Raw genomic sequence first — 25273 nt, 5'->3', positions numbered from 1 at the left:
GCTTGCCAGTCTACCGAGTCGCATCAAGCTTGGGACGCTTGGGAGCTTCGGCAAAAGTCCACGCCGTGGCGTACACTGCCCGCGCGACTCGCTCCATCTTGGCGAAGTCGATCTTGCCGATCTCGTCCGTGACCATGTGGTAGTCCTCATGCACGCCATCGAACCAGAAGGCGATGGGGACGTTCCGCTTCAGATACTCCCAGTGATCGCTACGGTGCGCGATCCCCTCAGGCTTTTCGGGCAGGTCGTAGTAGTAGTTGTACTTCAGCTTGGTCGTCTTGCGGTTCACTTTCTCGACGATGTCCCCGAACTCTTTACTGATCTCGCGCGAGCCCACCACGTAGATCTCGTCGGGTCCAGAGAGCTTGGCGTTCTTGGGGTTTGCGTCGCCTGCCGGTCGACTGCGGCCAATCATGTCGATGTTCAGCAAGCCGACTATTTTGTCCAGGGGCACGGTGGGGTTCGATGTGAAGTGCTTCGCCCCGAGCAGCCCGCGCTCTTCGCCAGCGTGCCAGATGATCAAAATGGACCGCTTCGGGCGTGGTCCCATGGCAAACGCGCGGGCGATGCTCAGCACCGAGGTTGTGCCTGAGCCGTCGTCGTCGGCGCCGTTGAACACAGTATCGAGCCCGGTTTTTGCCAATCCAAGGTGGTCGTAGTGCGCGCTGATCGCGACGTACTCATTCTTCAGAACGGGGTCGCGCCCCGGGATGATGGCTACGATGTTCTGGGTACGCCCCCCAATGCCACGCCGCTCGACGCGAAACGATTGGTAGAACGTCCCGAGATCTCCTGCAGGGATTGCTCCCATGTGCTTGAGTTGGGAGCGCAGATACAGCGCCGCCAGGTCAAGCCCGCGTGATGGAGTTCCCCGCCCTTCCAGCAGGTCGTCGGCGATGAACTCCAAATCCGTCTTCAGGTTCTCCGCTCGGATCAGTTCGGGCTTGCCATACGAGGCGTGCGCTGCGGCTGCGATCGCGAGTAGTGCGAGAAGACCGTTCAGACGGTGAGTGTGCATCGGCGCAGGTTACACCATGTGCAGACGTTAGGGATCAACCCGGTAGTACTCGACATAGCCCAACATCATCTCTTCCACTGACTGGTCTCCCCAGTACACCGTTTGCGTTGGATCGGGATTGGCCGGATTACCTGCGCTGTTGTCGTACACCGCGCGGCACTCGATGATCGAACCCTTGGGGACCAACATCGGATCGCGCAGCTCGTACTTGAGCTGCCAATTGAAGTCGTAGCGAGGGACCTCGCACACGACCTTGGACGTGCCATCCGGATACCGTACCGTGTACTGGAACGACTTCCCACGCAGGTGCATGTGCGGGATGAACGCGGTGATTTTTACGTCCACCGGGACGTTGAACTTGGCCGTCTCTACGTGGTCCGCGGCACCGGGCGGGATCTGGATTCGGAAGTTGAACACTCCTTGAACCCTCATTTCGTGCTTCGGCACCCCTTCCGCAAAGTGCAAGCCGAGCTTTACTTGGTCCTGGGTCGCGGTTCCGTTGGGTGTGTAGTGGATCTGGAAAAGGAGCCCGGAACCCTTTCTGAGCCTCTTCGCGAATCCGGCAGGAAAGATGCCCCAGTTCGAGCCCGGCGCGTACCCGGCGAAGAATCCCATCACGTCTTGCAGTGAGGGATTGGGATTTCTAAGGAACTTTGGATCCTTCATCCTGGCTTCCGGCACCTCGAAAACGAGCACGTGGTGCACGACCCGTCGATCGGTCGGCACGATCTCGACGGCATCGATCCACCGGTTTTCGGATAGCCCTACGGGAACGACGACGTGCTGGTAGTCCATGAACCCCTCGGCTTGGACCTTGATCGGCTTGGGGATCTGTAGGGTCATGTCCGGCTTGCCCAACGTCCAGTCATCGACGAACGTGAGCGGCAACGGCAACTCAGCCTTGTCACCCTCGCGCCGATCGCCCTCGATCCAAGTCGCCAGATCGCGCTTCTCTTGGGCAGAGAGGATTCGCTCGTGCTTCCAGGGGGATGCCGCACCGGCGGGCGGTTCTGCGACGAACCAGGGGGGCATTCGCTTGCTGTCCACCACGAACTTAATCATCGGGGCCCGTGACTTCACATCCTGAAAATTGTCCAGTCGGAAGGGGCCGATTCCACCTGAGTGATGGCAAGTCACGCAATGCCGGTTCATGATGCGGGCGACTTGGTTGCTGTAAGTCACGGATACGAGCCGGGGATTCGTGGGCGCATCAAGGAGGCAACCGGGTGCGCTGGTCGCAGGGACGTCCGGTACGCGCCCGCGCAGGAATGAGGTCACCGCCTCGTTCAGATACTCGTTCTGAGGCTTCGACTGGTTGTATCCGATGCCGTACTGGTCGTCAATCGCGCCCCGATAGATCACGGTACGCGCCTTGTCGATGAGGATGACTTCGCTCGTTGAGCGCGCTCCGATCTCTTGGGCCAGCGTCTCACTGTGGATATACACACCGCCGAGCGCGGTAGCGGCTGCCCGGACGTCAGCCGATGGCTCGGAGCTGGTCGGGTTGATGAAAATGACGTTCAGTCCCTTGGGCGCGAGGTCTCGGACCAGCCGTGTGAGCGTCTGGACGTACTTCTTGGAAACTGGGCACGTGGTGCTGGTCATTGCGATCACCGCGCCCTCTTCGCCCAGCGCACTGCTTAGCTGAATCGACTTGCCGTCTACCGACTTTGCTTTAAAGTTGGGAATCGCTTGGCCGATGCCCACGTCGTTCGGATTGACCGTGAGTGCTCCGATCCCGGAGGGCTCAGATTCCGCCCCCGTCGGTTCAGCACCCAAGAGTGCCGCGCCTATTGCCAAGGCACCTGCCAACAAGATTCCAACATGTGTCCGCATGACTGTTGCGCTCAGTATACGAGCCGATCCGAGAGGCAGCCAGACTTTGTGCCTGCCCGAGGGCGACGCTGTGATTCCTGCGTTTTCCATCACATAAATTTGTGAGGAAGGGTTCAGTCAGCTGGTATTTGAACCGACCCCATTACTAAGGCCCGCCCGCTCTGCGGAGGTCCAGCAGGATTATCATGAGTTGGTTTCAAAATTTGAAGGTTGGTAAGAAGCTCGCGATTGGATTCGCGACAGGCATCATCGGGATCGGACTCTTGGGCTCGATGTCTCTCAAGTCCGCACGCCAAGGAGCCGATGCGATCCAGGATGTCGCAGACAATCACTTGGTCCCATCCAAGCAATTGCGCGATATCTCGGACGCATACGCGGTCTCAGTGGTCGATGCCTCTCACAAGGCTCGCAATGGTGGAATGACGTACGACGAGTCACTCAAGGCGATGCAAGCGGCTAAGGAATTGATTGATAAAGAGTGGAAGTTGATTGAGAACTCGGACCCTGAACTCCTGCATCTTACGAAAGCAGAGTTTGACGAGCTCAAGCAGCTCAAGGCGGCAGCCGATCAGGCCACCGAAGAGTCCATGGGTTTCCTGAAAGCCGGAGACCAGGCGGGCCTGGCCAGTTTCACGATCCGAGACATGTATCCGAAGATCGACCCCTTCACCGGCAAGATCGGCGAGGCGGTGAACAAGATCACCGCGGGAGCATTGTCCGACGCAAAGGCTGAGGGAGATGCGCTGCCGGGAATGCTAGCTCGGATTGTTGCGATTGGATTCGGGGTAGCGCTAATCAGTGCGCTCATCGGATGGTTCATATCGAACTCCATTACCAAGCCGCTTGCCGCGCTGGGTAAGACCGCCGAAGGGATTAGCCAAGGCGATTTGAACCAGTCTATCACGTACTCCGCCAAGGACGAAACGGGCCAGCTTGCCAACTCGTTCCGCAACATGGTCGCATACCTGAAGGAATCCGCGGGCAATCTTGAGCGTGTGAGCGCAGGTGACCTCAGCGTTTCGGTCAACCCGCGTTCCAGCAGCGACCAGTTTGGTATCGCTCAGAAGAACATGGTCGCAAGCCTTCGAGACATTGTCAATGCTCTGAAGGGCAAGGCTGCCGAGACTGGTTCAACCGGTCAGGACCTGGCTCTTGCGACCGATCAGACGGCCCGCTCGGTGCAGGAGATTGCCCACACCATTGCGGAAGTGGCCACTGCGACCGACGAATCGGCCCAGACGACGCAGCGCATTGCGTCGATGAATGAAGACTTAGCGCGACTGGTGAACGATGCCGTCGATTCGACCGCTGCGCTCACCGACGCAATCAACGAAGTTCGCACCGCTTCGACGAAGCAGAGCTCTGCCGCGTCCGAAGCCAGCGACGCAGCGAAGGAAGGCGGTAAGGCTTTCGAGCTCACCTCGCAGTGCCTGGTGCAGATCCAAGATCAGGTGCAGACCAGCGTGGTCAGCGTCCAAGACTTGGGTCGCAAGCAGGAGCAGATCGGTGCGATCGTCGAGACGATCCAGGAGATCGCCGAGCAGACCAATCTACTCGCGTTGAACGCCGCCATCGAGGCAGCGCGAGCGGGCGAGCATGGTCGAGGATTCGCGGTCGTCGCCGACGAAGTCCGACGCCTTGCTGAGCGGGCTGGCCATGCCACCAAGGAGATTGCCGAGCTCATCGAAAACGTCCGTATCGGCGTAAACACCGCCGTCGCAGCCATGGATGCCACGGTTGCCGAGGTCGATCGAGGTGCTCAGCAGAGTCAGGCGATCGAGAGTAGCTATGCCCGCATCCTTGAAACGATTGACCAAGTGCGAACGATCAGTATCCAGAGCGACCAGTTGGTGCGCAGCATGGCGGATGACGCCGCGCGTGTCAACAACGTCATCGAATCGGTGGGTGAGATCAGCCAGTCGAACGCGGCCGCGACACAAGAGCTCAGCGCCATGACCGAGGAAATGTCGGCTTCGGCGCAAGAGGTCTCCTCGAACGTTCAGAACCAGAACGCACGGGTTGCCGAAATGCGAACGCTCGCGGACAAGCTCCTGGGAACTTCGACCGAGCTGGACACGGTGGTTTCGCAGTTCAATTTGGATACGACACCAACTCAAAACCCGAACATTCGGCTCGCGGCCTAATCTCGGGGGCTCAAAACAAAAGCACCTTTCCCCCAAAAAGGGACAGGTGCTTTGTGCTTTGGTTTAGGCTTCGGTTGCTACGGGCGAAACGGACATTCGCTTTCCGATCGCTTCGGCAATACGGCCAAGTGGGCGCATCAGCTCATCAAACTGCACCAGGGTGATGCTCTGCGCGCCGTCCTTCACTGCGTGGTCGGGGTTGGGGTGGACTTCGACGGTCAGACCCTCGGCCCCAGCGGCCACGGCAGCGTTGCACATGGTAGCGACCAAATCGCGACGTCCCGTTCCGTGCGAGGGATCGATGATCACTGGCAAGTGCGAGAGGCTGTGCATCACCGGAACCGCGGCCAAGTCTAAGATGTTGCGGGTGTACGTTTCGAACGATCGAATACCTCGCTCGCACAGCATGATGTTCTCGTTTCCACCGCTCGCAATGTACTCGGCGGCGAGCAGCCACTCTTCGTACTTGGCGCTCATGCCGCGCTTGAGCATCACGGGGGTACGCGACTGCCCGACCTCACGCAGAAGATCGTAGTTCTGCATGTTGCGCGTACCGATCTGCAAGATGTCGGTGTACTCCGCCACAAGCTCAACCTTACGCGGGTCCATCACCTCGGTGATGATGCGCATGTTGAACCGACGCCCGGCTTCTTGCAGCATCTCCAGCGCAGGGACACCCATCCCATGGAAGCTGTATGGCGACGTCGAAGGCTTGTAGGCACCGCCCCGCAGGATGGTGGCACCAGCTTTGGCGACCGCTTCAGCGGTGGTGAAGAGTTGCTCTTCGCTCTCGACCGTACATGGGCCCGCCATCATGACGACGCTGTCGCCGCCGACCTTAAGACCGCGGACATCGATGATCGTGCGCCCCGGTTTGGACTCTTTGGCAACGAACTTGTACGGCTTCGTGATGATCATCACGTCGTCGACAAACTCGTAGGCCTTGAGCTGGTCGATCGCGTCGACCTTCATATGCTCTGAGCCGCCGACCGCGCCGATGACGGTGCGCTCGACACCGACGATGGGGTTCACCGAGTAACCGAGCTCTTCGAGCCGGTTCGAAACTTCCTTGATCTGGGTCTCGGTTGCGCCGAGTCGCATTACGATAATCATGCGGTCACCTGGGAGGCCATCACTGCGCGGAGTGCTTGGGCAAATTTCTCGTTCTCAACTTCTGTGCCAATGCTGACACGCAGGGCGTTCGGCATCCCGAGCACGTGGCCAGACCGGACGATGATCCCGCGATGCAAGAGCGCTTCGAAGATCGGCTTGGCTGGTTGACCCATGTCTGCGAAGACAAAGTTGGCGAACGTGGGGATGGGATTTCCGCCGACCTCGCGCAAAACCTTGTTGAGCGTCTCGCGACCCGCGGAGGTGCGACGCACGGTCATCTGGATAAACTCATCATCGCCGAGCGCAGCGATTGCGGCCGCTTGGGCAAGCGAATTGACATCGAAAGGTTCGCGGGCACGATCGACGGCGTCGAGGATCGCTGGATCTGCAAATCCGTACCCCACGCGGATGCCCGCCAAGCCATAAGCCTTGCTAAAGGTTCGCAGACCGATGACCGGTCTGCCGGCGCGAATGTAGTCCACGCTGTGCGGGTAGTCCGGTTGGTCCGCGGCGAACTCGTGGTACGCCTCGTCAAGCACGAGCACCACGCCTTCTGGCAGCCGGTCGAGCAGTCGGTCAACGGCTTGCCGAGACACAATCGTGCCGGTCGGGTTGTTGGGATTTGCGACCCACACGAGCTTGGTGTTCGGACCCACGGCGTCCGCCATCGCGTCCAAGTCGTGGCGCAGGTCGGCGTCGAGTGGCACTTTGACGAGCCGGCAGCCCGCGAGATGGGCCGCGGCGTCGTACCGGACGAACGAAGGATCCCCGACGACGATCTCATCGTCGGCCGAGCCCAGGAAAATCTGGCCAAGCAGGTGGATAATCTCGTCGCTGCCGTTACCGAGCAGAACGCTCTCGGCGGGCATGCCAAACTTGGCGGCCACCGCTTGTCGCAGCGCGTAAGCGGAAGCGTCGGGATAGAGGTGAACCTCGGCTGCTGCGACTCGAATCGCCTCAATGGCCTTCGGCGAGGCTCCCCACGGATTTTCGTTGCTGGCGAGCTTCACGACTTCAGTCAGGCCGAGCTCGCGCTTCACCTCGTCGATGGGCTTACCGGGCGTATAGGGCGTCATCCCCAACACGTTCGGTCGGATTCTGAACTTCATGCGGCTATTGTACTAGGCTCAACTTGTGGAGCCCAGTAGATGAGGTTATCCCTTGGCTGCCGATTGGATCTCTCGTGCCAGCACCTCGGCGGTGCCGGGCTTAAATCCGAACCATATCCGCTTGATCGAGCCCGAATTGGTGATTTGCAGCACGAGCGGGTAGCCAGGGACTTGAGCTTTGGCAGCGGCACTCGCGAGCGTGCTTTCCTTTCCGTCGACGATTACGAGCTTCGTGGCTCCCCACGTCAGCGCTCGGAGCGCGGGAACGAGCTCTGCGCTCGGACCCAATCCTTCCGGGTCAGCGAACACCACGACCGCACCGCCGGGTTGCGCCAACGACTTGAGTGAGGCGGTCCGTCCGCCCGTCGTGACCTGCCAACCCGCCATGGTGGCGCGATCGGGCAAAGGCTCTGTGATCTCTCCCGACTCGTACGCTTCGTATCCGCTCAGATCCGGGGTCGCAAACTTGCTCGCGAGCCCATCTGTCGTCGGGAGGTACTTCATGGTGGTCACCGTCCACGACTTGGGCGACTCCGCCGGGCCCGACTTCGTGTACGCAATCTGGCCATTTGCGCGCATCCCCAACTCGAACCCCTGGTCACCCATCGGGCTCGACTCCGTGTAAGTCAGCACGGTCAGGTCCTTCGTCTTCTTCCACTTTGCGTTCTTGGGGATGTTCCATTTCGTGGCCCAAGACGCGTTCAGAACGATCAGAGGAAGGATTTCGACGTCAGTAAAGGCGGTCGCTCCATCCCGCAGCCCGATGACGCCGAGCGGAGCCGTCTGCTTGACCCGTTTGGTCAGCAGGTCCATGTCGAAAACGCCTTCGGAATTCGAGATGAGTGTGTACCGTTCAAGCCCGGAGACGATCTCGGTTCGGAGGGAATCCGGGCGACGGAAGTACAGGCGCGCGACGATCTTGGGTCGCATCACTGGCGCGATGGTGGCCTCGACGGCCAGTAGATTAGCCTTGTGCGCACGCTCTAGAGTTTGGAGCGGCGTGGCGACGGGGGCCTCGAGCAGAGCAAGACTGAGCAGAGATGCGAGCATGGTATTCGTATCGGTTCTCCGGATGACACACATGATTACCTGCTTCGGCAGATCGTTCACATGGCAATCACAGAGTAGATCATTTGATCATGGGGTTTTATGGCGAATAAGTACGTTGTCTTCAAGCTGGAATCTGAATTCTATGGCATTGCAATCGAACGAGTGGAGCGAATTCTTCCCGAGCCGACGCTGACCAAAGTGCCCAAAGCGCATCCGCATTTGCTCGGAATCTTCGACCTGCGGGGCCAGACCTTGCCCGCAATCGACCTTCGACGAAAGTTTGGGATGGCCGATCGCGATGGGACCAGCACGTACGTCGTGGTCGAATGCCCGCAGGGCCACGTCGCGGTCCGTGTCGATGCTGTCGACGGGATTGTAGAGATCGACGACGCCACGACGGACGATTCCAGCACGCTCTTTTCCGGCAAGATGGACCCATGGGTCACTGCCGTCGCAAGGGACCGTGATCGCTTGGTCGTGCTCCTGGAGCCCACCGAGGTGGCCACTCACGCCGAGTTCGTGGAACCCGAACCAGAACCTGTGCTCGCAAAGCCCGCCAAGAGCAAGAAAATAGCTTAGACCCTACGAGACTGCAAAACCTTCCAAGCCTGCTGGGCCACAAGCTCGGCAGGCTCTTCGGCATCGAGGATCACCCACCGCTCGGGCTCCCGCCGCGCTTCGGCAAGGAACCCTTCCCGTACTCGCTCATGAAACTGCAGCGGCATGCCACCCAGTCGATCGATCCCTTCTTGGCGACGCAAACCGAGCGTAGGCGGGACATCGAGGAGGAAAGTCAGATCCGGAGTCCGTCCGTCCGTTGCGATGCGATTGAGCTGCCGCAATTGTTCGATGTCGCCACCACGTGCATACCCTTGGTACACCACGGTGGAGTCGGCATGGCGGTCGCACAAGACCACCCGCCCTTCGGCCAGTGCAGGTTCGATCACTTTCGCTACGTGCTGGGCTCGGTCCGCTAAGAACAGAAACAGCTCGGCGCGCGGTACCAGCCCGTCCGATTCGAGCACCAGCTTGCGGATCTGTCCGCCAATCGTCCCCGCTCCGGGTTCGCGGGTGGTGACGCAGCCTGGGATCTTGCTCGCCAATGCATGGAGCAACGTGCTCTTACCGCCACCTTCGGGCCCTTCGAGCGTGACGAATAGACCCTTCAAACCCGCGTCTCCATGACGACATTCTATCCGCCAGCCGGTTTGCTAGAATGAGCCATGGCCCTCGCGTTGCCCCATAAAGCGCTCGTCGATGCGATGGCGCGACTGCTCCGGGCGGACCAGGTCCTCGCGGGTGCGGCCCAAGAACGAGCCTATGACTGCGATGCCTACACGGTGGACCGAAGCGCCCCGTCGGTTGTCGTTCTGCCCGAGTCCACCGAGGAAGTCGCGGCCATCGTCCGCTGGTGTGTCGAGAACGAACAGCCTTACACCCCCCGCGGTGCGGGAACGGGATTGAGTGGTGGAACCATGCCCGCGCTCGGTGGGGTGGTGATCTCTCTCAAACGGATGAACCGCATCCTGGAGATCGAATTGCCCAATCGTCGGCTCAACGCTCAGGCGGGCATCGCGAATGCCAAGATCACGGCCGCGGTGAAGGCAGACGGACTGCATTTCGCGCCGGATCCATCGTCGCAGACGGTTTCAACCTTGGGCGGAAACATCGCCGAGAACTCGGGTGGCCCGCACACGCTCAAGTACGGGGTGACAGCCCCTCACATCTTGGAGATCACGATGGTCAGCCCGAGCGGCGAGATCGTCCGTCTGAGTGCCGAAAGGCCGGGCGTCAACATTGTGTCCGTTATCGTCGGGTCGGAGGGGACGCTGGGCGTTGTGACCGAAGCCTGGGTCAAGCTCACGCCGCTTCCCGAGTCAGTCGGTACCATGCTCGCAGCGTTCAGGACCGTCCGCGATGCGAGCGAGTGCGTCTCCACTCTGATGGCGCGCGGGTTGTTGCCTGCCGCGTTGGAGATGATGGACAAGAACATCCTCTCCGCTTTGAAGGCGGCATTTGGGTTGGAGTTTCCGGAAGGGACGGGGGCGCTCTTGCTCGTCGAGTGCGACGGCGCTCCGGAATCGGTGCAGCAAGAAATGCGAATCGCACAGGATGTGTTTGCTGAGCACCACGCCATCAGTTTCTCGGTCGCCGAGGATGAAGTGGCGCGGCAGAAGCTGTGGACCGCCCGGAAGAAGGGGGTTGGGGCCATGGGCCGCCTTGCTCCCTCCGTCGTCACGCACGATGGGGTGATTCCGCGCTCCAAGCTCCCCGAGATGCTCGACCACATCTACGAGGTCAGCGAGCGCCACGGCATCGGGGTCGCAAACCTCTTCCATGCCGGAGACGGCAATCTGCACCCCATCTTCTACTTTGATGACCGAGACCCAGCGCAGATCGAGGCAGTAGTCGCCGCGGGCGAGGAGGTCATCCGTCGGTGCATCGAACTTGGCGGGAGCGTTACCGGCGAACACGGAATTGGGATCGAGAAGCTCGATCTCATGAGGCTGATGTTCAGTGAGGCGGACTTGGCTCTGCAAGCCCGCGTGAAGGCGGCATTGAACCCGACTCCGCTTTGCAACCCGTGCAAGGTTCTGCCCAATCAGCGCGGGTGCGTTGAGCATATGCGCCGATGGCGAGGGGTCGCGACTTGAGCAAGCCACTCGCGGAGTTCATGGCGCGCGCCAGCAATGTCAACTTGCTGCGTGCGGACCCTTTCACCGCTCGGTTCCTGCCGGTGCCCGCCGATAGCGCAGAGCGGCCGCCCTCCCAGGAGCCAATCTTCGATCTAAGCCCTGCCGAGTTGGTGGTCACTGTCAGCGGCGGATCTTCGATCCTGGAGGTTCAGGCTCTTCTTGCTGAGCAAGGCCTTTGCATCCCCTGGACTCCGTTTGTCGAGGGCGACTACCGAGAGTTGGACGTTCAGACCGCCCTGTTTGCGAACCTACCGCACTTGATGAGCCACCGGTACGGATCGTGGATCGACTGGGTGCTCGGCATGGTCCTAGTGCTTGCCGACGGTTCGGTGGCCAAGTCTGGCAGCCGCGTGGTTAAGAGCGTCGCTGGCTATGACATCCACAAACTCATGGTGGGATCTGCAGGCCAATTGGCGGCGATTGAGCGGGTCCACCTGAGGGTCTTTGCCCGGGTCGAATCACACTTCGAGGAGGCGTTGGAAGCGCAGCAGGTTTGCCCCTCTGGAACGCTGGCATGGGTATGTGCCCGCCCATCGGATTGGGGCGAGCTGGACTTGGAGGGCGGGGTCGCCTACGCACCGACCTATACGGCCTTGGTCAATCGGGTGCCTGCCCAGGTTGGAAATGGCGGCTGGGTCTGGCGCGAGGGCGATCGTGCGCCCCAAGACCCCGTGAGCGCAGAGATGACGGAAGCGGTTCGGCTCTCTCTGGACCCGACCGGGAAGTTAGGCGGCTCTCCGCGGCCCGAGTAAGCCCATGAGTGCGGTCTGGACGCGGTCAGGCTGCAACGGCTTGGTCATGAACTCATCCATTCCCGCCTCTAGGCACCGGTCCCTTTCCCCGTCGATCGCGTGCGCAGTGAGCGCAATGATCGGAGTCTTGGCAACCAGCGGGTTACTGTGCGCGCGAATGCGGCGCGTCGTTTCGTAGCCATCCATTTCGGGCATCTGACAGTCCATGAGAATCACATCAAAGGTTTGTTTCTTCAGTGCTTTGAGTGCGAGTCTTCCGTCCTGGACCGTTGTCACCGCGAACCCGCACTGCTCAAGGATTTTTCGACCCACCATCGAGTTGACGGGATGGTCTTCGACCAGTAGCAGGGAGTACCCGGTAGCCCAGCCGCGATCGAACGAGCCCTTTTCGCGCTGAGAGGGGGCGTCGGCGACGGAGCGTCCCTCGACTGCCTGGAGAAGTGCATCCGGGGTGAATGGATTTGGCAAGAGTGCGTCGAATCCGTTCTGCTCAGCGTGGAAGTGCACCTGAGGCGGTACGAGCAGGATGCTACGTACCGAGTGAGGCGTGTTCGAAACGATGTTGTCGAGCTCCGTATCGTAGGCTAGGATTGCGTAGTTTACAAGAGTCACGATCTCCGACTCTCCGCGAAGGCTGGTCAGGTGCGGCAAAAGCTCGTCCAATCCGTGGAGCGTAAGAGTCTCGAATCCAGCGCGCTTGAGGTGCTTCACGATGTGGGCTTCGACGCTCTGGGGGTGACCGATGAGGATCGCGTGGCGACCCGATCTCGGGGCCTTTGGCCAACGCGGCTGCGAACTCGCCTCAGCGGGACACCAGCACCAAAACTCACTTCCAGCTCCATCAGTGCTCTTGAGCTTGATGCCGCCCTTCATGAGCTCGATGAGTTGTGCGGAGATGCTCAGACCCAGACCCGTACCGCCGTACTTGCGAGTCGTTGAAGAGTCGGCCTGCGCGAACGGGTCGAAGATCTCTTTCTGCTTGGACTTAGGGACCCCAATGCCGGTATCTCGGACTCCAAACTTGAACAAAGTCGTGCCGTCCTTTGCACGCGAAGTCTTTGCCCACAGGGTGATCGTTCCCTCGTTGGTGAACTTCGCCGCGTTGGAAAGCAGGTTGGAAAGGATCTGCAAGATGCGAAGCCGATCCGCCTTGATGGTGGCCGGGATTGCGTGGTCGATCTCAACTTGGAGAGAGATCCCTTTTCGGTAGACCTCGTCGCCGATGAGAGCCACGCAGTCTTGCACGAGATCGACGATGTCGAACTCCTGGACGTCGAGTGCGAGCTTTCCGGCTCCGAGCTTGGAGTGGTCGAGGATGTCGTTCACCAAACCTGTCAGGTTCGAGGAAGTAGAGTTGATCGCCGACAACAAGCGTCTTTGCTCAAGCGGGCTGTTCTCGTCTTGCGCGAGCATGCACAGTCCTGCGAGCGCGCTCAGTGGCGTGCGGAGTTCATGGCTCATGCGAGCTAAGAAATCGGTGCGCGCATTTGCCAGTGCGACCGCCTCGCCTCGCGCCTGCTCAAGCTGTTCGGCCTGCCGTTTGAGCGCATGCGACTGGCGCTCGCCTAGCCTATGGGCTCGCACCAGCTCGATTGCGTGCAAGCGAAGTTCTTGTTGGACCGCGATTCGTCGCTCGATGTCGAGCTCCAGCCGCCGCTGGGTATCCAGTAGTTCTCGGGTCCGCAGTTCGAGCGCACCCTGAGTCTCCATCGACCGGGTGAGCTGGGACTGCAGGGCCTTCTCCTGCTTCCAAATCTTGATCGAGGCACTGCGGGTGAACGCGCTGATCCCGACGCAGAGGATCGCTTGGATCCAACACATTGCGTACTGAGAGATCGAATCGTCGACGCTCAGCAGGCCGATCTGGCTCGTCATGAGGAGGGAACGCCCGTCAAACGCGAGGGTCGGCAGCGCAGCGATGAGGATCAAACGCCAGTCGGTGTAAAAGAGGAGCAGCGTCGTACTGGTGAAGTAGAAGAAGCGGAGTTCATGCGCGGTGGCGTAGGCATGGTGACCGATCAGTGTGGTCGCACCCAAGCAAATGCTCAACACGATCCTTCCCAGCACGGGTCTCTTGGTGGTGAAGGCGATGACAATCATTGCCAGGCCGATGGCACCTAGCCACGGCGCGCTCGAGGTCTCGGATAGATGCGTGCCTCGTACTTCGGCGAACACCAGCTGGAGGAGGATGACCGCCGTGATGATCAGGTGGCGCAGCTTCTGGCCGGAATTTTGAGTCTGCTCGTGCTCGGGGTGGAAACTCAACAAACCCAGCATTTGTGCTCGTACTCGAGCGAAACTTCCTTTACCTAGGGCCGTATCCGATTGGGCTTCCAACGCTGCCATGTACTCGAAGTTTCGGCAAAAAGGGGGTGGATGCCTAGGGTCAGGCGTTCGGGGTAAACACTTCAGCGATGGGCAAGTATCTCCCCTGCTTCAAAGCGTACGATGTCCGCGGCATAGTCCCCGACGAACTGAACCCCGAAATCGCTTACAAAATCGGACGGGCGTACGCCGCGGAGGTCAAGCCCAAAACGGTCTGCGTGGGCTACGACATCCGGCTCTCGGGGCCCGAGCTCTCCCGTGCTCTGACCAAGGGCCTGAACGAGGGCGGCTCAGACGTGGTTGATTTGGGCATGGTCGGCACGGAGATGGTGTACTTCGCGACCGCGAGCTACGGCTATGACGGGGGAGTCATGATCACCGCAAGCCACAACCCGCCGCAGTACAACGGGATGAAAATGGTGCGCCACGAGAGCCGTCCGATCAGCGGCGACTCGGGTCTCACCGACATTGAACGTCGTGCCGCCGAAATGGACTTTGGCCCCGAGTTAAGCGGCTCGGTCTCGCAGCACGATTGCTACGACGATTTCATAAAGCATCTGCACGGATTTGCGGACTTTTCGAGCATGGCTCCGCTCAAAGTGCTGGCGGACGCGGGCAACGGCGCTGCCGGTATCGCCATGGAGAAGTTGATCCCCGAGGTCCCGCTGCAGGTAACCCCGCTGCAGTTCGAGCCAGACGGCAAGTTCCCGAACGGCGTTCCGAATCCGATCCTTCAGGAGTCCCGAGCAGGAATCGAAGCCGAGCTCCGCAAGGGCGGCTACGACTTCGGCGTTGCGTGGGACGGGGACTACGATCGGTGCTTCTTCCTCGACGATCAGGGCAACTTCATCGAGGGGTACTACATCGTCGGAGTCTTGGCCCAAGCGCTGCTCACCCAGTCCCCTGGCCAGACGATCATTTACGATCCGCGCCTGATGTGGAACACGCTTGACATTGTTGAGCGCATGGGAGGTCGTCCGGTGGTGTGCAAGAGCGGTCACGCGTTCATCAAAGAGAAGATGCGCGCCGAGGATGCCATTTACGGCGGCGAGATGAGCGCCCACCACTACTTCAAGGGACACTGGTACTGCGACAGCGGCATGGTTCCGCTGATCCTTATCGCCGATCTCCTCAGCAAGACGGGCAAGAAGCTGAGCGAACTGGTGGGCGACATGATCGCCAAATACCCGTGTAGCGGGGAAGTGAACTCGACCGTGGAATCGGTTCCCGAGGTCCTCGGCCGCGTCGAATCGAAGTACTCCGGCGGGAAAATCGACCGCATCGACGGCCTGAGCATGGAGTTCGATCAGTGGCGTTTCAACCTGCGCGGTAGCAACACCGAGCCTGTGATTAGACTCAATGTGGAAACCCGGGGAGACCACGCGATGATGGAAGAGAGGACCGCCGAGCTCTTATCCGAGATTCGTCGTTAGGGCTTCGCCGGAGGCGCACGCTCTACTTCGGGCGGGAAGGCGTTGACCAGCAGCCTAGAGCCCTCGGGGTCCATGAGCTCGAACACCTGGCTACGCTCGCGAAGATTGGCGTCCGTTTTGTACATCGCTTCGGGTGCAAGCTTTGCCGCGATCTCCCACCGAAACTTCCCGAACACACACGTGCCTTTGAGGTTCCCGTACTCGTCCACCGTGGCTTTGATCACCCCGGCGGGTTGATCGTCCAGCAGCAGGCTTCCCGTCACGACCCCTTTGCCGTCCACTTTGATTGCCATGGTGCCGTTCACGTATTCCTGGGCGTCGGTGTAACACACCACCTTGAACTTCAGACTGCCCTTCAGATCGGAGGGCTTGCTGACGCCCGCATAGCGGATCGTCCGCATCAACGGGTTCCCTGCGAATGAGATCGCGGCATCGTAAGCGAAGGAGTTCACTCCCGCCACGTCTTTGGCGGTGACCAAATCGTTGTAGGCGATCCCCAATGCGAAGGTATCGACGAACATCGTGCTCCAGTTGCGGGTCGATCGGAGCTGTTCAAGGCACCGTTTGGCGTTCTCGACATCGCCTAGCCTTCGCCAAGCTAGGTACCGCCACTGGATGCTCAGAGGGTCAGCATCGAGTGCCATAAGCGCCTCACGCGCGCCCTCCGTCTTTCCGTCGCCCAACTGCAGATAGACCAAGAACGCTGTGTTGATCGACTGTAGATCGCCATAGACCGGCTGCCCCTCGATCCACTTCTTTGCTTCGGCCTCCCGTCCGCGGGTGGCCAGGCTCATCGCATAGATCCAGTTGCTGCCCCACTTTTGATCTGAGACGCGGCCTTTGCTCATCGCCTTGTCGGCGAGCTCAAAATTGCCGACGCAGAGCGATCCGATGCAAAGCACTGCCCGGAGCTTGTCGGATAGCGCCTCAAGCTTCGGAGCCAAGTTGCGGTTCACGAGAAATCCGACCTGGTTGTTTCGCTCCGCACGCAGCGCCAGGCCCATGAAGGTAACCCAGACGTCGGGGTCAAACTGAAAGTCTGAGACGAACGGGATCATTGAGCCCGAATAGACACTGAGCAGCGTCCCCACCACCATAGGGTCGACGGCCCCCTTTGCAACGAGCTCCGTGAGCAAGACATCGACGGTCGGGTAGCAGCCGAGCATGATGTTCAGCGGATCGTCCGCGTACTTCTCCATCTCCGCGACCAGGTCGTCGTTCTTACTGTCTCCCGAGAGTGCGCGGGCGATCATCTCCACCAGACGGGCCTTCCAGGAGTACGGCGTCTCCTTGGCTTTTGCTAGCATCTTGTCCCGAACGACTCCCGCCGAGAGGCCGGTCAACCGCACCATCAAGATCATTTGGTCCGGGCTGATCTCCAGATCCATTGCTTCGATCAAATGAGCTTGGGCTGCCTCCTCGTTGCCCTCGGCTTTGGCGATGCCTGCCAAAAAGATCTCGTAACTGGCCTGCGGTTCCTTGGCGTTCCATTCGTTCAGAAAGTGGACCGCCTCGTCGTTTGCGCCCTCGGCCATGCACGCCGCGTAATAGCTAATGACGAGCGCAGAGTCTGGCGGGAGCACGCCGGGCTTGGAGAGTGCTTCTTTGATCGTGGCTTTCGCCGTCGCCAAGTCCGCATCCATGATCTGCATCGTGGCTTTGGCCGCGAGACGCTCCCGATCGTCGATGTTTTCAGCCTTGACGAACTCGGTTAGGAACGCGCGTTCGCCGGTGGCATCCCCGTGCAACTGGAGCATCGAGAGCACGAGCGCGCCAGTCACCGAGTCCGGTGAATCCGCCCAGAGCTTCAGCGCCGCCGCGACCCGCTCTTTGCTGGTGTCCGTCCGGCGTGGATTGCTGACGATGGCGAGCGCGCGATAGTAGTCCGAGTCGGTTTGCTTGGCAAGCTCATCGAGGGTCCGTGCAGATTCTGCGCTCCGGCCTGCGAACTGAAGAGCGAGCCCCAAGAGGTACCGACCATAGGGCGTGATCTCGCCCAGCCGTTCGGCGGTTTTGAGCAGTTCAATCGTCTCAGACCCATCGCCATCGAGGAAGATCGCCTCCGAGTAGGCGACGAGCGCGGTCGAGAGTCCGGCGACATCTCGCTGCGTCGTCTCGGCCAGGAACTCCTTGACTGCGGTCTGCGTGTCGCGACCGCTCACGTAGGCTCCGAGCAAGACATCCTGTGAGCCCTCGGTCCATGGCACGGGGCGCTGGGCCTCCTCGCCATAGTCGGGAGCCGTGTACTCGAGAACGTCCTTGCGAACTTTTTCCGCGACTGCGCTCGCCCAAAGTGAACCCGAGACCGGGTTGCGCAGCGTGGTGTCCTTCAGCGCCTCGAACCAGAAATGGGCGAAAGCGCTTCCTTTGAGTTGCGGGTACTCGTAGCTGCGTCCGCCAGGCTCACACCCGAGCATGACCGCCAAATTCGCCTTCGTCCCCAACTCCTGAAACTCTCGACCGAACTCGTTTTTCGCGCCCGACCGACATGCGTCGCAGAGAATGAGAACATTTTTGAGCCCAGCCTGAACGATGGAGGAGACGAGGTCGCGAACGGGAAGCCCCTTCTTCTCGGCGTCTTCGACCTTGGCATCGGTCGGCAGAAGATAGTCGCCCGTCTTGGTGGCGGTGCCGTGACCCGAAAAGTAGAAGATGAACAGGTCGCCGCGGTCGAGACTCTTGTCGCTGAGGACCCGCTTCAGGGTCGCTCGAATGTTCTCGGTGGTAGGCAGGTTGATGCTGTCGGCTGCGTCGGACAGGAGCGCAACCCGATCGGATTGGAACCCCATATCCTCACGCAGAACCCGAGCAAACTCCCCGGCGTCCCGGGAGGCATAGCGCAGGGCAGGTAAGTGGTCGTACTTCGATGCGCCCACGACAACGGCCCACTTGCGGGTCGGGAGGAACGGGAGTTCCCCAGTCGCCCCCGCCTGCGCCCAGGCCGCCACCGTCTGGAGCACGAGCACCAGGAGCCATCCAAATCGCTGTAGCTTCGCCATTTCTTGTGTACAGGATCCCTTAAAGTGGGCAAACGTCCCAAGTCACATGAGGTTCTTTCGAACAAAAATCTCCCAATGACTTGCATTTTTGACAGGCTATCACCAATAATGCATGTGGGATGGAGTGAATCTGTCTCCTCGAAGTTGCAGGATGCAACGAGCTGAGCACGGGCCGCGTGACTTGGTTCTCATAGGAAACTCAAGGAAGTTATGGGAATTCAGATTGCGGCCGGCCTTCGCAGCGCTCAGTTTCATCTTTGTTCTTCGAGAACAAACTACTAGGAGAACTGAGTAATAAATGAAGCGAACGCTTAAGATCTCGTTGGGCCTCGTTCTCGGTGCGGCTATGGCCGTTCCCGCGATGGCTCAAGATCAATTCCCCAACGTTCCGGCAAACCACTGGGCCTACGAGGCTCTGGAGAACCTGAAGGCTGAGGGCATCGTCGTTGGTTACCCGGACGGTCAGTACCGCGGTCCTCGCCTCGCCACTCGATACGAGATGGCCGTGGCCATCAATGCTGCCTACAAGCGCATGATGAGCATGACCGATGGTCTCGCCGAGCAGCTGAAGGCTCTCGAAGAGATGATGGGCAAGGGCGACAATGGCGATGCGATGAACAGCATCAAGGCCCTCCGAGCACAGGTTGACAGCATGAAGGGCTGGGGCGATGATGTCGCTACGCTCAAGAAGCTGGTTGAAGAGTTCGAGAAGGAACTCACTGGCCTCGGCAACGACGTTGACATGATGAAGGAGAAGCTGGGTGGCCTCGAAGGCCGCGTAGCAGCCCTTGAAGCCGTCAAGTTCCCGGTCTCGATCAGCGGCGATGCCAACATCGTCGTTTTCGCTGGCAACAGCCGCGACAAGCGAACCGGCATGAACAAGGAAGGCCGCATCGTCGGTGCAAACGACCAGGCTGGCGGTGCCCAGACCGGTCTCACCCGCGACCTGAACGTCTACCATGAGCTCGCTATCGATCTCAAGGGTACGAACACCGAAGGTCCGAAGTGGAATGCAACCCTGGTTTACGGTAACGCGATGGGCGCCAATGGCATCCTGAACGACCTCGTGACCGGTGGCGCTGACTACCGAGACAACATCAACGGTGACATGTACATCGACAGCTTTGCTGTGAACTTCGACACCAGCCTCGTTGGCGTCGATTTCAACGCAGAAGTGGGTCGAATCAAGGCGAAGATCGCTCCGTACATCCTGATGCGCGCAGACAATACCCTGTACTTCGCCAACAGCCGATGGGACGATGGCGCCTACCGCGTTGACGGTGGAAAGCTCACGTTCAACTTCGGTGGCGTGGACCTCGCCATCATGGGTGGCCGCTGGTCGAACCGAAATTCGAACAACGGCGTGGCCCTCAATGGTACGACTGGCTTCGGTACCCCGGACAACCTGCTCGGTGCAGTGATCGGCTTCAACGTCGGTACGCTCGGCCGAGTGAACGCAGCATACGTGTATCACGACTTCAATGGCGCGATCGCTGCTGCTTTCCCGAACCGACTCAACGTCATGGGCGTTGATGGCTCGTTCAAGGTTGGTGGTTTCGACGTCAACGCTGGTTACAGCAAGTCGATCATGACCCACAACACGAAGAACCTCGGCATGGATCGTCTGAACCAGGCTGCATTCGCCAATGCGACGTACAACCAGGAGAACTGGGGCGCAATGGCCGAGTACCGCAAGATTCAGCGAGACTTCGCTGCCCAGGGTAGCTGGCGCCGAATCGGCACCAACTGGAACCCGACCAACATCGCCACCTTCTACGGTACGGTGTGGTTCGCTCCGACCCAGGCAATGAAGCTTCATGCAGCTGGTGAATTCGGTAACACGATCGAGGCCCTTGGCGGTATCGCTAAGGACACCAAGATCGAGTCGCTGAACGTCGGTCTCGACTACAAGGTCAACGACGCATGGACCGCCATGCTCGGCTACGAAGAAGCCAAGGTGAAGATCACCGGTAACAACATCCGACAGCGATGGGCATCCATCGGCCTGGGCTACAACCTCGGCACGAACGCCCTCCTGAACTTCGCCTACGAGTACGGCAGCGTGAACAATCCGTTCGCGTGGGGCATGGGCGGCGCGGGTACCTACCGCGGCGGCTTCCTCACCAGCCAGCTCACTCTTCGCTTCTAGTCTCTCGAGACTCGAATCGAAACAAAGGCCCGGGGGCTTGTACCCCGGGCCTTCTTCGTGCGTATGATAAGTTGCACCCCATTCAAGGAGATGAACTCATACCATGAAAATGTCGCGCACTAAGCTTTACGTTGTTCTCGGGACCACGCTCGCACTCACGGCAATCGGTGCACCCCAAATCCGCCAGGTTATCAAGATCATCGGTGTCGGGGCTGCGGTCCAGCGATTCGGCGGTGACATCAATAACGCCATCAACAAGCTCACCAAGCACAAGGACACTGAAGATAAATTCACGAAAGTAGTTCCGATCATAAGTGTCGGTATTGGCAAGAGCTCTGCGATAGGTGCGGCCCAGGTCGTCGGGACCAAAGCACGCGTTGAGCAGGTAGTCGCCGTCGCCCAGCCCGAGACTGATCTCTTCGGCAAAGAGATTCGGATCCGCGCACTGATCCCCGTATCCAGTACTCAGGTGGACAAGGGTATCCAAGCCGTCGAAGGCGTCGGTGTCAGCGGAATTGTCGACCTCAAGCTCTAAAGCGAATCGACGAACACGCTCGCCATCATGGCGATCGATCGATTGTCTGTACGGCCCTTACTGACGACGTAAAGGCCGTACAGCAATGTCAGCACGTGCTCGGCGGTGGCGCAAACGTCCAACTCGGGTCGAAACTCTCCCGAATCCACCCCTCGCTGCAAGGCGACGCCAATCGTGTCGGTCGTCCGGGTGAAGTGATCGTGCAGCGTCTGAGCAATCTCGGGATCGTGCGAAGCGAGTTCGACCTGAGTGTTCACGCAGAAGCAACCTTTGCCCTGGCAGTTGAGGGGGACGAGCATCAGCGAGCGGATTACCTCTCTCACCGGCCCGGCTTGGGCAAGATGCTCCGCCAGCTTGGCGGCCCCTTCGTCTTGGTAACGGCGCAGCGATTGGAGGAAGAACGAACGCTTGTCGCCAAACGTGCCGTAGAGGCTCGCCTTCTGTACACCCGTCCTCTCGGTCAGATCCTGAAGCGAAGTCGCCTCGAAACCGCGCTCCCAAAACGCTTCCATGGCCCGGTTGAGAGCCTCGTCAACTTGAAATTCTTTGGGTCGCGCCATACGTTCTCTTCGTTGAGACTGTGAAACCGGGTTTGCAGGCCCGCTCATTTTGTTTCCACGATAGTCTACAGAAGAAGATCGCTCTTTTCTTCCCGAAAGTCAACAATCTAGCGATTATGGCGAGGTAACGCGCGCGTGCCATACTCGAACTCAAGAGAATGCAAATTTCAGATTCCGTGTGGCTCATCACTGGCTGTTCGACCGGTCTCGGTCGCGCCCTCGCCGAGGAAGCGCTCTCGCAGGGAGCCAAAGTCATGGCCACCGCGCGCAAGCCGGGGGTCCTCGCAGACCTCGTCCAGCGCTATCCCGATCACTGCCTTACTGCCCGACTGGACGTCACCGAAGAGGGTGCGTTCACGCCGGTTTTGGACACGATGCTCAAGGAGTGGGGCCGCTGCGACGTGCTCGTCAACAACGCCGGCTACGGCGTCGCCGGGGCGATCGAGGAAGTTGACCTCGCCCAGGTCGCCACGATGTTCGAAACCAACGTCTGGGGCGCAGTGCGCGGCATCAAGGCAGCCCTACCCATCATGCGCTCGCAAGGCGGGGGAAGGATTCTCAACATCTCCAGCGTCGCGGGTCTAGTTGCTTTCTCCGGCTCGGGCTACTATTGCTCGTCCAAATTTGCGCTCGAAGCCATCTCAGAATCGTTGTCCCAGGAGGTCGCGGGGTTCGGGGTGAAGGTCACGCTCATCGAACCAGGCCCCTTCCGAACGGACTTCACGGGTCGTTCGCTCGTCGTCTCCGATGCGATGCCGGCGTACACCGACACCGAAGTCGGGCGCAGTCGAAGTGCCCTCAAAGACATGCACGGAACCCAGATCGGCGATCCAGTCCGTGCCGCTAAGGCCATGGTCACGATGGTGGCCACAGACGAGCCGCCGCTCCGGCTGGTGCTGGGAAATCCGGGGCTCGACTACGCACGGAAGAAGTTGGAGCGGTTGGCGAAAGACTTCGACCAGTGGGAGACGCTTACCCGGTCGTGCGATTTTGACTCGTAATCGTGGCATCGCCGCGAACCTGATGTAACCTAAAGGTGTCTCTGAAGAGGGACACCTTGAATGCAATGTTGATTCGTAAGCTGCTTGTTGTTTGTGGCCTCGCCGCGTCTGCTGCCTGGGCGCTCCCGTCCGATCCTGCTCCCGATGGTTGCGGTAAGAGCGCTGCTGCCGAACGATGGGCCGAGATGATGAGCCGTAAGCGGTCGGAGGGGTTCACCACTGCCTTTCGCGCGGTGGGTGAAACGGATGTCCTGGCCAATAGCCTGAGCTTGGAGGTCACGCCGCAAACGAACAAGCGGATCGTCGGCACCAACATCATCACCGCCCGCGTGCTGTCGCCGGGCTTCAACCAGTTCCGATTTCAGCTCGACTCGAACTACACCATCACCAGCCTAAAGCTGGATGGACGCACCATCACGTTCACACGCGAAGATTCGCGCAATGTCGTCGCAAACTTCGATGTCGCGTACGGAGTGAATACGGTCTTCTCGCTGCAGATTGGCTACGATGGCCTTGCTACCGCCGTCGGTCTCGGCAGCATCGAGTTTGGGACTCATTCGGGAGCACCGTACGTCTTCTCGTTGAGCGAGCCCTACTACGCCTCCACATGGTGGCCGACCAAGGACGACAACACCGACAAGTTCCTAGCCGACGTGGCGATCACATGCCCGAATACGCTCAAGGGCGTTAGTAACGGCATCCTCCAGGGGGTGGATGTCGTGGACACAACGCGTTCGCGGTACCGCTGGAAGTCGAACTACCCGATCTCGCCGTACCTGGTCTTCATCGCGGTCACGAACTTCAACAACTTCACTGACACCTACACCCACTCGACCGGCAGCATGCCACTGGACTACTGGATCTGGCCCGAGTACGACTTGACCGCCAACCGCAACGCATGGAAGACGGCCAAGACCATCCTGGGGACCCTCAGCAGTAAGTACGGTCCGTACCCGTTCCTCAACGAGAAATACGGCATCTATCAGTTCACGTTTAGCGGTGGCATGGAGCACCAGACTTCCACCGGGATGGGTGGCTTCTGGGAGTCGGTCAACGCTCACGAACTGGGGCACCAGTGGTGGGGTGATCTGGTCACTTGCGCGACGTGGAGTGATATCTGGCTGAACGAAGGCTTTGCGACCTACTCCGAGGCGCTGTGGAGCGAGTTCAAACCGGGATCGACGGGACTCGCCGCGCTCAAGAGCACGATGTCGAGCCTCCGTCCGTCGAGCGTCAACGGCTCGGTCTATTGCTACGTCACCACCGACGTCAACCGGATCTTCAGCACGAGCTTCTCGTACCGCAAACCGGGCTGGGTTCTGCACATGCTACGGTCGATTCTGGGCGATACTGCGTTCTTCGGGACTCTCGCTGACTACCGTGCGGCCTATGGCTACTCGACCGCGGACACGGAAGATTTCATCGCTGTGGCCGAGGCGCGCTACGGCGGTTCCTTACGCTGGTTCTTCGATCCATGGATCTACGATATCGGTGCGCCATCGTACACGTATGGTACTTCGGCCACGACGGCGGGCGGCCAAACTTACCTGCTTCTACAAGTCAGCCAAAAGCAGAGCGCCAGTTATCCCAAGTTCCGCATGCCGATCGACCTACAGACGACGATCGGGGGTGTGACGACGCGGCGCAAGATTTGGAATAACGCCGTCGGCGACCAGTGGTACGTCATTCCAGTTTCTGCGACACCATCGGCGGTGAGTCTGGACCCGGACACGTGGGTCCTCGCGACTGGTTTGACGACGGCGGCCTACGTTGCCGGCCCTCCGGTGCTGGTGGCATCGACGCCTGCGCCGGGCGGGAACCTCGCGAACCGCAGCCGAACGATCACGCTCCAGTTCCAGTCGGCGGTCAACGCCACCAGTGCTGCGTTCACCGTCCGGAACAAGCTGACGAGCGAAGTGCTTCCCAAGGCATATGCCTACGACGCCACGAACAAGCGCGTAACGCTCACGCTTCCGAGCAAGATGGCTGAAGGAGAGTACGAAGTCGTCATCGCGGACACGGTGACCTCCACGGCGGGCGTCGCTCTGGACGGTGAATTGAGTGCGTTTGCTGCGACGCTCCCTTCGGGGAACGGAACTCCGGGCGGAGCGACCGTGCTGCCCTTCCGCTACGTACCAACCAAGGGAAGCTGAGGCAAAAAAATAGCCGAGTAGCGGGAGAGGACAGCAAGTGCTACTCGGCAGGTATTCGGTTTTGTTGTCGCGGCCGGTGCGATGAAGCTTCCCCGAGTCGCGATCTCCTTTCAAAGGTCTATCGGTCAAAAAGTCCCCGAAATGTGACAACAATCTTGAGAATTTTCCTAGCGAGTCATAATATGGGGGTGGAGCCAGGTTCAAAGAGCACAAATGGACGCAGCAAGATGCGGGGAGTTTGGCTACCGCTCGTCTTGCTCCTGGCGACCATGTACCTGTTCTGGGTGCTCCCGAGCCAGCTTCCTCGGCGGCCCGTCCAAGTCGAGTTTTCGGGTCGATAGCCCTCTGCGGGGTATCCTAAGACCAGCCGCCGGCACCCTCGGGTGGGCGGCGTTTCTGT

Annotated in this window: 18 protein-coding genes; 9 read left to right on the top strand and 9 right to left on the bottom strand. The window is 59.9% G+C overall.

Features of this window, described 5'->3' with window-relative positions; genetic code table 11:
- Positions 1-10 precede the first annotated feature (10 nt).
- Positions 11-1018 carry a M28 family peptidase gene (locus tag JNM85_02255; protein ID MBL8086877.1) on the bottom strand — a complete coding sequence of 336 codons (1008 nt, stop codon included), beginning with the start codon at positions 1016-1018 and terminating at the stop codon, positions 11-13.
- A gap of 27 nt (positions 1019-1045) precedes the next feature.
- Entirely contained in the window at positions 1046-2854 is a 1809-nt protein-coding gene (locus tag JNM85_02250; protein MBL8086876.1) for a redoxin domain-containing protein, read from the bottom strand.
- Positions 2855-3039: 185 nt separating this feature from the next.
- Here JNM85_02250 and JNM85_02245 point away from each other — a divergent pair, with 185 nt between their 5' ends.
- Positions 3040-4998: a HAMP domain-containing protein gene (locus JNM85_02245; protein MBL8086875.1), complete on the top strand. Its 1959-nt coding sequence runs from the start codon at positions 3040-3042 to the stop codon at positions 4996-4998.
- A gap of 63 nt (positions 4999-5061) precedes the next feature.
- On the opposite strand, the gene aroF is transcribed toward JNM85_02245, so the two are convergent.
- Genes aroF through JNM85_02230 form a run of 3 tightly spaced genes read right to left on the bottom strand, consistent with a single transcriptional unit; the run spans position 5062 to position 8270 of the window.
- On the bottom strand, positions 5062-6111 hold the full coding sequence (aroF, locus tag JNM85_02240) for a 3-deoxy-7-phosphoheptulonate synthase (protein MBL8086874.1): 1050 nt from the start codon (positions 6109-6111) through the stop codon (positions 5062-5064).
- Entirely contained in the window at positions 6108-7220 is a 1113-nt protein-coding gene (locus tag JNM85_02235) for a histidinol-phosphate transaminase (protein ID MBL8086873.1), read from the bottom strand. The genes aroF and JNM85_02235 overlap by 4 nt, the downstream gene beginning before the upstream one ends.
- 45 nt (positions 7221-7265) lie before the next feature.
- Positions 7266-8270: a hypothetical protein gene (locus JNM85_02230; GenBank protein MBL8086872.1), complete on the bottom strand. Its 1005-nt coding sequence runs from the start codon at positions 8268-8270 to the stop codon at positions 7266-7268.
- Positions 8271-8369: 99 nt separating this feature from the next.
- Between JNM85_02230 and JNM85_02225 the strand changes: the two genes are divergently transcribed.
- Positions 8370-8849, top strand: coding sequence for a purine-binding chemotaxis protein CheW (locus tag JNM85_02225; protein ID MBL8086871.1), 480 nt, complete (start codon positions 8370-8372; stop codon positions 8847-8849).
- Here JNM85_02225 and tmk read toward each other — a convergent pair.
- Positions 8846-9439, bottom strand: a complete 594-nt coding sequence (gene tmk, locus JNM85_02220; GenBank protein MBL8086870.1) for a dTMP kinase — start codon at positions 9437-9439, stop codon at positions 8846-8848. The genes JNM85_02225 and tmk overlap by 4 nt on opposite strands.
- A 54-nt stretch (positions 9440-9493) precedes the next feature.
- Between tmk and JNM85_02215 the strand changes: the two genes are divergently transcribed.
- Together JNM85_02215 and JNM85_02210 are read left to right on the top strand one after the other, a co-directional pair.
- Positions 9494-10924 carry an FAD-binding protein gene (locus JNM85_02215; protein MBL8086869.1) on the top strand — a complete coding sequence of 477 codons (1431 nt, stop codon included), beginning with the start codon at positions 9494-9496 and terminating at the stop codon, positions 10922-10924.
- On the top strand, positions 10921-11718 hold the full coding sequence (locus JNM85_02210; protein MBL8086868.1) for an FAD-binding oxidoreductase: 798 nt from the start codon (positions 10921-10923) through the stop codon (positions 11716-11718). The genes JNM85_02215 and JNM85_02210 overlap by 4 nt, the downstream gene beginning before the upstream one ends.
- Here JNM85_02210 and JNM85_02205 read toward each other — a convergent pair.
- A complete protein-coding gene (locus JNM85_02205; GenBank protein MBL8086867.1) occupies positions 11692-13995 on the bottom strand; it encodes a response regulator in 2304 nt (767 codons plus the stop codon). The two genes, JNM85_02210 and JNM85_02205, sit on opposite strands and share 27 nt — an antisense overlap.
- A 137-nt stretch (positions 13996-14132) precedes the next feature.
- Here JNM85_02205 and JNM85_02200 point away from each other — a divergent pair, with 137 nt between their 5' ends.
- Complete coding sequence (locus JNM85_02200; GenBank protein ID MBL8086866.1) at positions 14133-15476, top strand: phosphomannomutase CpsG; 1344 nt, start codon at positions 14133-14135, stop codon at positions 15474-15476.
- Here JNM85_02200 and JNM85_02195 read toward each other — a convergent pair.
- A complete protein-coding gene (locus JNM85_02195; protein ID MBL8086865.1) occupies positions 15473-18475 on the bottom strand; it encodes a caspase family protein in 3003 nt (1000 codons plus the stop codon). The two genes, JNM85_02200 and JNM85_02195, sit on opposite strands and share 4 nt — an antisense overlap.
- 298 nt (positions 18476-18773) lie before the next feature.
- Between JNM85_02195 and JNM85_02190 the strand changes: the two genes are divergently transcribed.
- The gene (locus tag JNM85_02190; protein ID MBL8086864.1) at positions 18774-20624 is read left to right on the top strand and encodes an S-layer homology domain-containing protein; all 1851 of its coding nucleotides are present in this window, start codon (positions 18774-18776) and stop codon (positions 20622-20624) included.
- 109 nt (positions 20625-20733) lie between these two features.
- A complete protein-coding gene (locus JNM85_02185; protein MBL8086863.1) occupies positions 20734-21159 on the top strand; it encodes a hypothetical protein in 426 nt (141 codons plus the stop codon).
- Here JNM85_02185 and JNM85_02180 read toward each other — a convergent pair.
- Positions 21156-21719 (bottom strand): TetR/AcrR family transcriptional regulator, encoded by a 564-nt coding sequence (locus JNM85_02180; protein MBL8086862.1) that lies wholly within the window; start codon positions 21717-21719, stop codon positions 21156-21158. The genes JNM85_02185 and JNM85_02180 overlap by 4 nt on opposite strands.
- A gap of 158 nt (positions 21720-21877) precedes the next feature.
- On the opposite strand from JNM85_02180, the gene JNM85_02175 reads away from it, so the two are divergent.
- Together JNM85_02175 and JNM85_02170 are read left to right on the top strand one after the other, a co-directional pair.
- On the top strand, positions 21878-22720 hold the full coding sequence (locus JNM85_02175; protein ID MBL8086861.1) for an SDR family NAD(P)-dependent oxidoreductase: 843 nt from the start codon (positions 21878-21880) through the stop codon (positions 22718-22720).
- 65 nt (positions 22721-22785) lie between these two features.
- A complete protein-coding gene (locus JNM85_02170) occupies positions 22786-24873 on the top strand; it encodes an Ig-like domain-containing protein (GenBank protein ID MBL8086860.1) in 2088 nt (695 codons plus the stop codon).
- Positions 24874-25273 lie beyond the last annotated feature (400 nt).

It is taken from the genome of Chthonomonas sp. (assembly GCA_016788115.1).
Taxonomy (GTDB): Bacteria; Armatimonadota; Fimbriimonadia; order Fimbriimonadales; family Fimbriimonadaceae; genus UBA2391.
Note: the sequence above shows the minus strand (reverse complement) of the source record. Positions and strands in the feature narration are given on the sequence as shown.

Excerpts from the sequence above, each read along its gene's own strand:
- JNM85_02200 (MBL8086866.1), top strand. The coding sequence starts at position 14,133 with ATGGGCAAGTATCTCCCCTGCTTCAAAGCGTACGATGTCCGCGGCATA.
- JNM85_02195 (MBL8086865.1), bottom strand. The coding sequence starts at position 18,475 with ATGGCGAAGCTACAGCGATTTGGATGGCTCCTGGTGCTCGTGCTCCAG.
- JNM85_02170 (MBL8086860.1), top strand. The coding sequence starts at position 22,786 with ATGTTGATTCGTAAGCTGCTTGTTGTTTGTGGCCTCGCCGCGTCTGCT.
- JNM85_02205 (MBL8086867.1), bottom strand. The coding sequence starts at position 13,995 with ATGCTGGGTTTGTTGAGTTTCCACCCCGAGCACGAGCAGACTCAAAAT.
- JNM85_02190 (MBL8086864.1), top strand. The coding sequence starts at position 18,774 with ATGAAGCGAACGCTTAAGATCTCGTTGGGCCTCGTTCTCGGTGCGGCT.
- JNM85_02225 (MBL8086871.1), top strand. The coding sequence starts at position 8,370 with ATGGCGAATAAGTACGTTGTCTTCAAGCTGGAATCTGAATTCTATGGC.
- JNM85_02250 (MBL8086876.1), bottom strand. The coding sequence starts at position 2,854 with ATGCGGACACATGTTGGAATCTTGTTGGCAGGTGCCTTGGCAATAGGC.
- aroF (MBL8086874.1), bottom strand. The coding sequence starts at position 6,111 with ATGATTATCGTAATGCGACTCGGCGCAACCGAGACCCAGATCAAGGAA.
- JNM85_02180 (MBL8086862.1), bottom strand. The coding sequence starts at position 21,719 with ATGGCGCGACCCAAAGAATTTCAAGTTGACGAGGCTCTCAACCGGGCC.
- JNM85_02235 (MBL8086873.1), bottom strand. The coding sequence starts at position 7,220 with ATGAAGTTCAGAATCCGACCGAACGTGTTGGGGATGACGCCCTATACG.
- JNM85_02245 (MBL8086875.1), top strand. The coding sequence starts at position 3,040 with ATGAGTTGGTTTCAAAATTTGAAGGTTGGTAAGAAGCTCGCGATTGGA.
- JNM85_02215 (MBL8086869.1), top strand. The coding sequence starts at position 9,494 with ATGGCCCTCGCGTTGCCCCATAAAGCGCTCGTCGATGCGATGGCGCGA.
- JNM85_02230 (MBL8086872.1), bottom strand. The coding sequence starts at position 8,270 with ATGCTCGCATCTCTGCTCAGTCTTGCTCTGCTCGAGGCCCCCGTCGCC.
- JNM85_02185 (MBL8086863.1), top strand. The coding sequence starts at position 20,734 with ATGTCGCGCACTAAGCTTTACGTTGTTCTCGGGACCACGCTCGCACTC.
- JNM85_02175 (MBL8086861.1), top strand. The coding sequence starts at position 21,878 with ATGCAAATTTCAGATTCCGTGTGGCTCATCACTGGCTGTTCGACCGGT.
- JNM85_02255 (MBL8086877.1), bottom strand. The coding sequence starts at position 1,018 with ATGCACACTCACCGTCTGAACGGTCTTCTCGCACTACTCGCGATCGCA.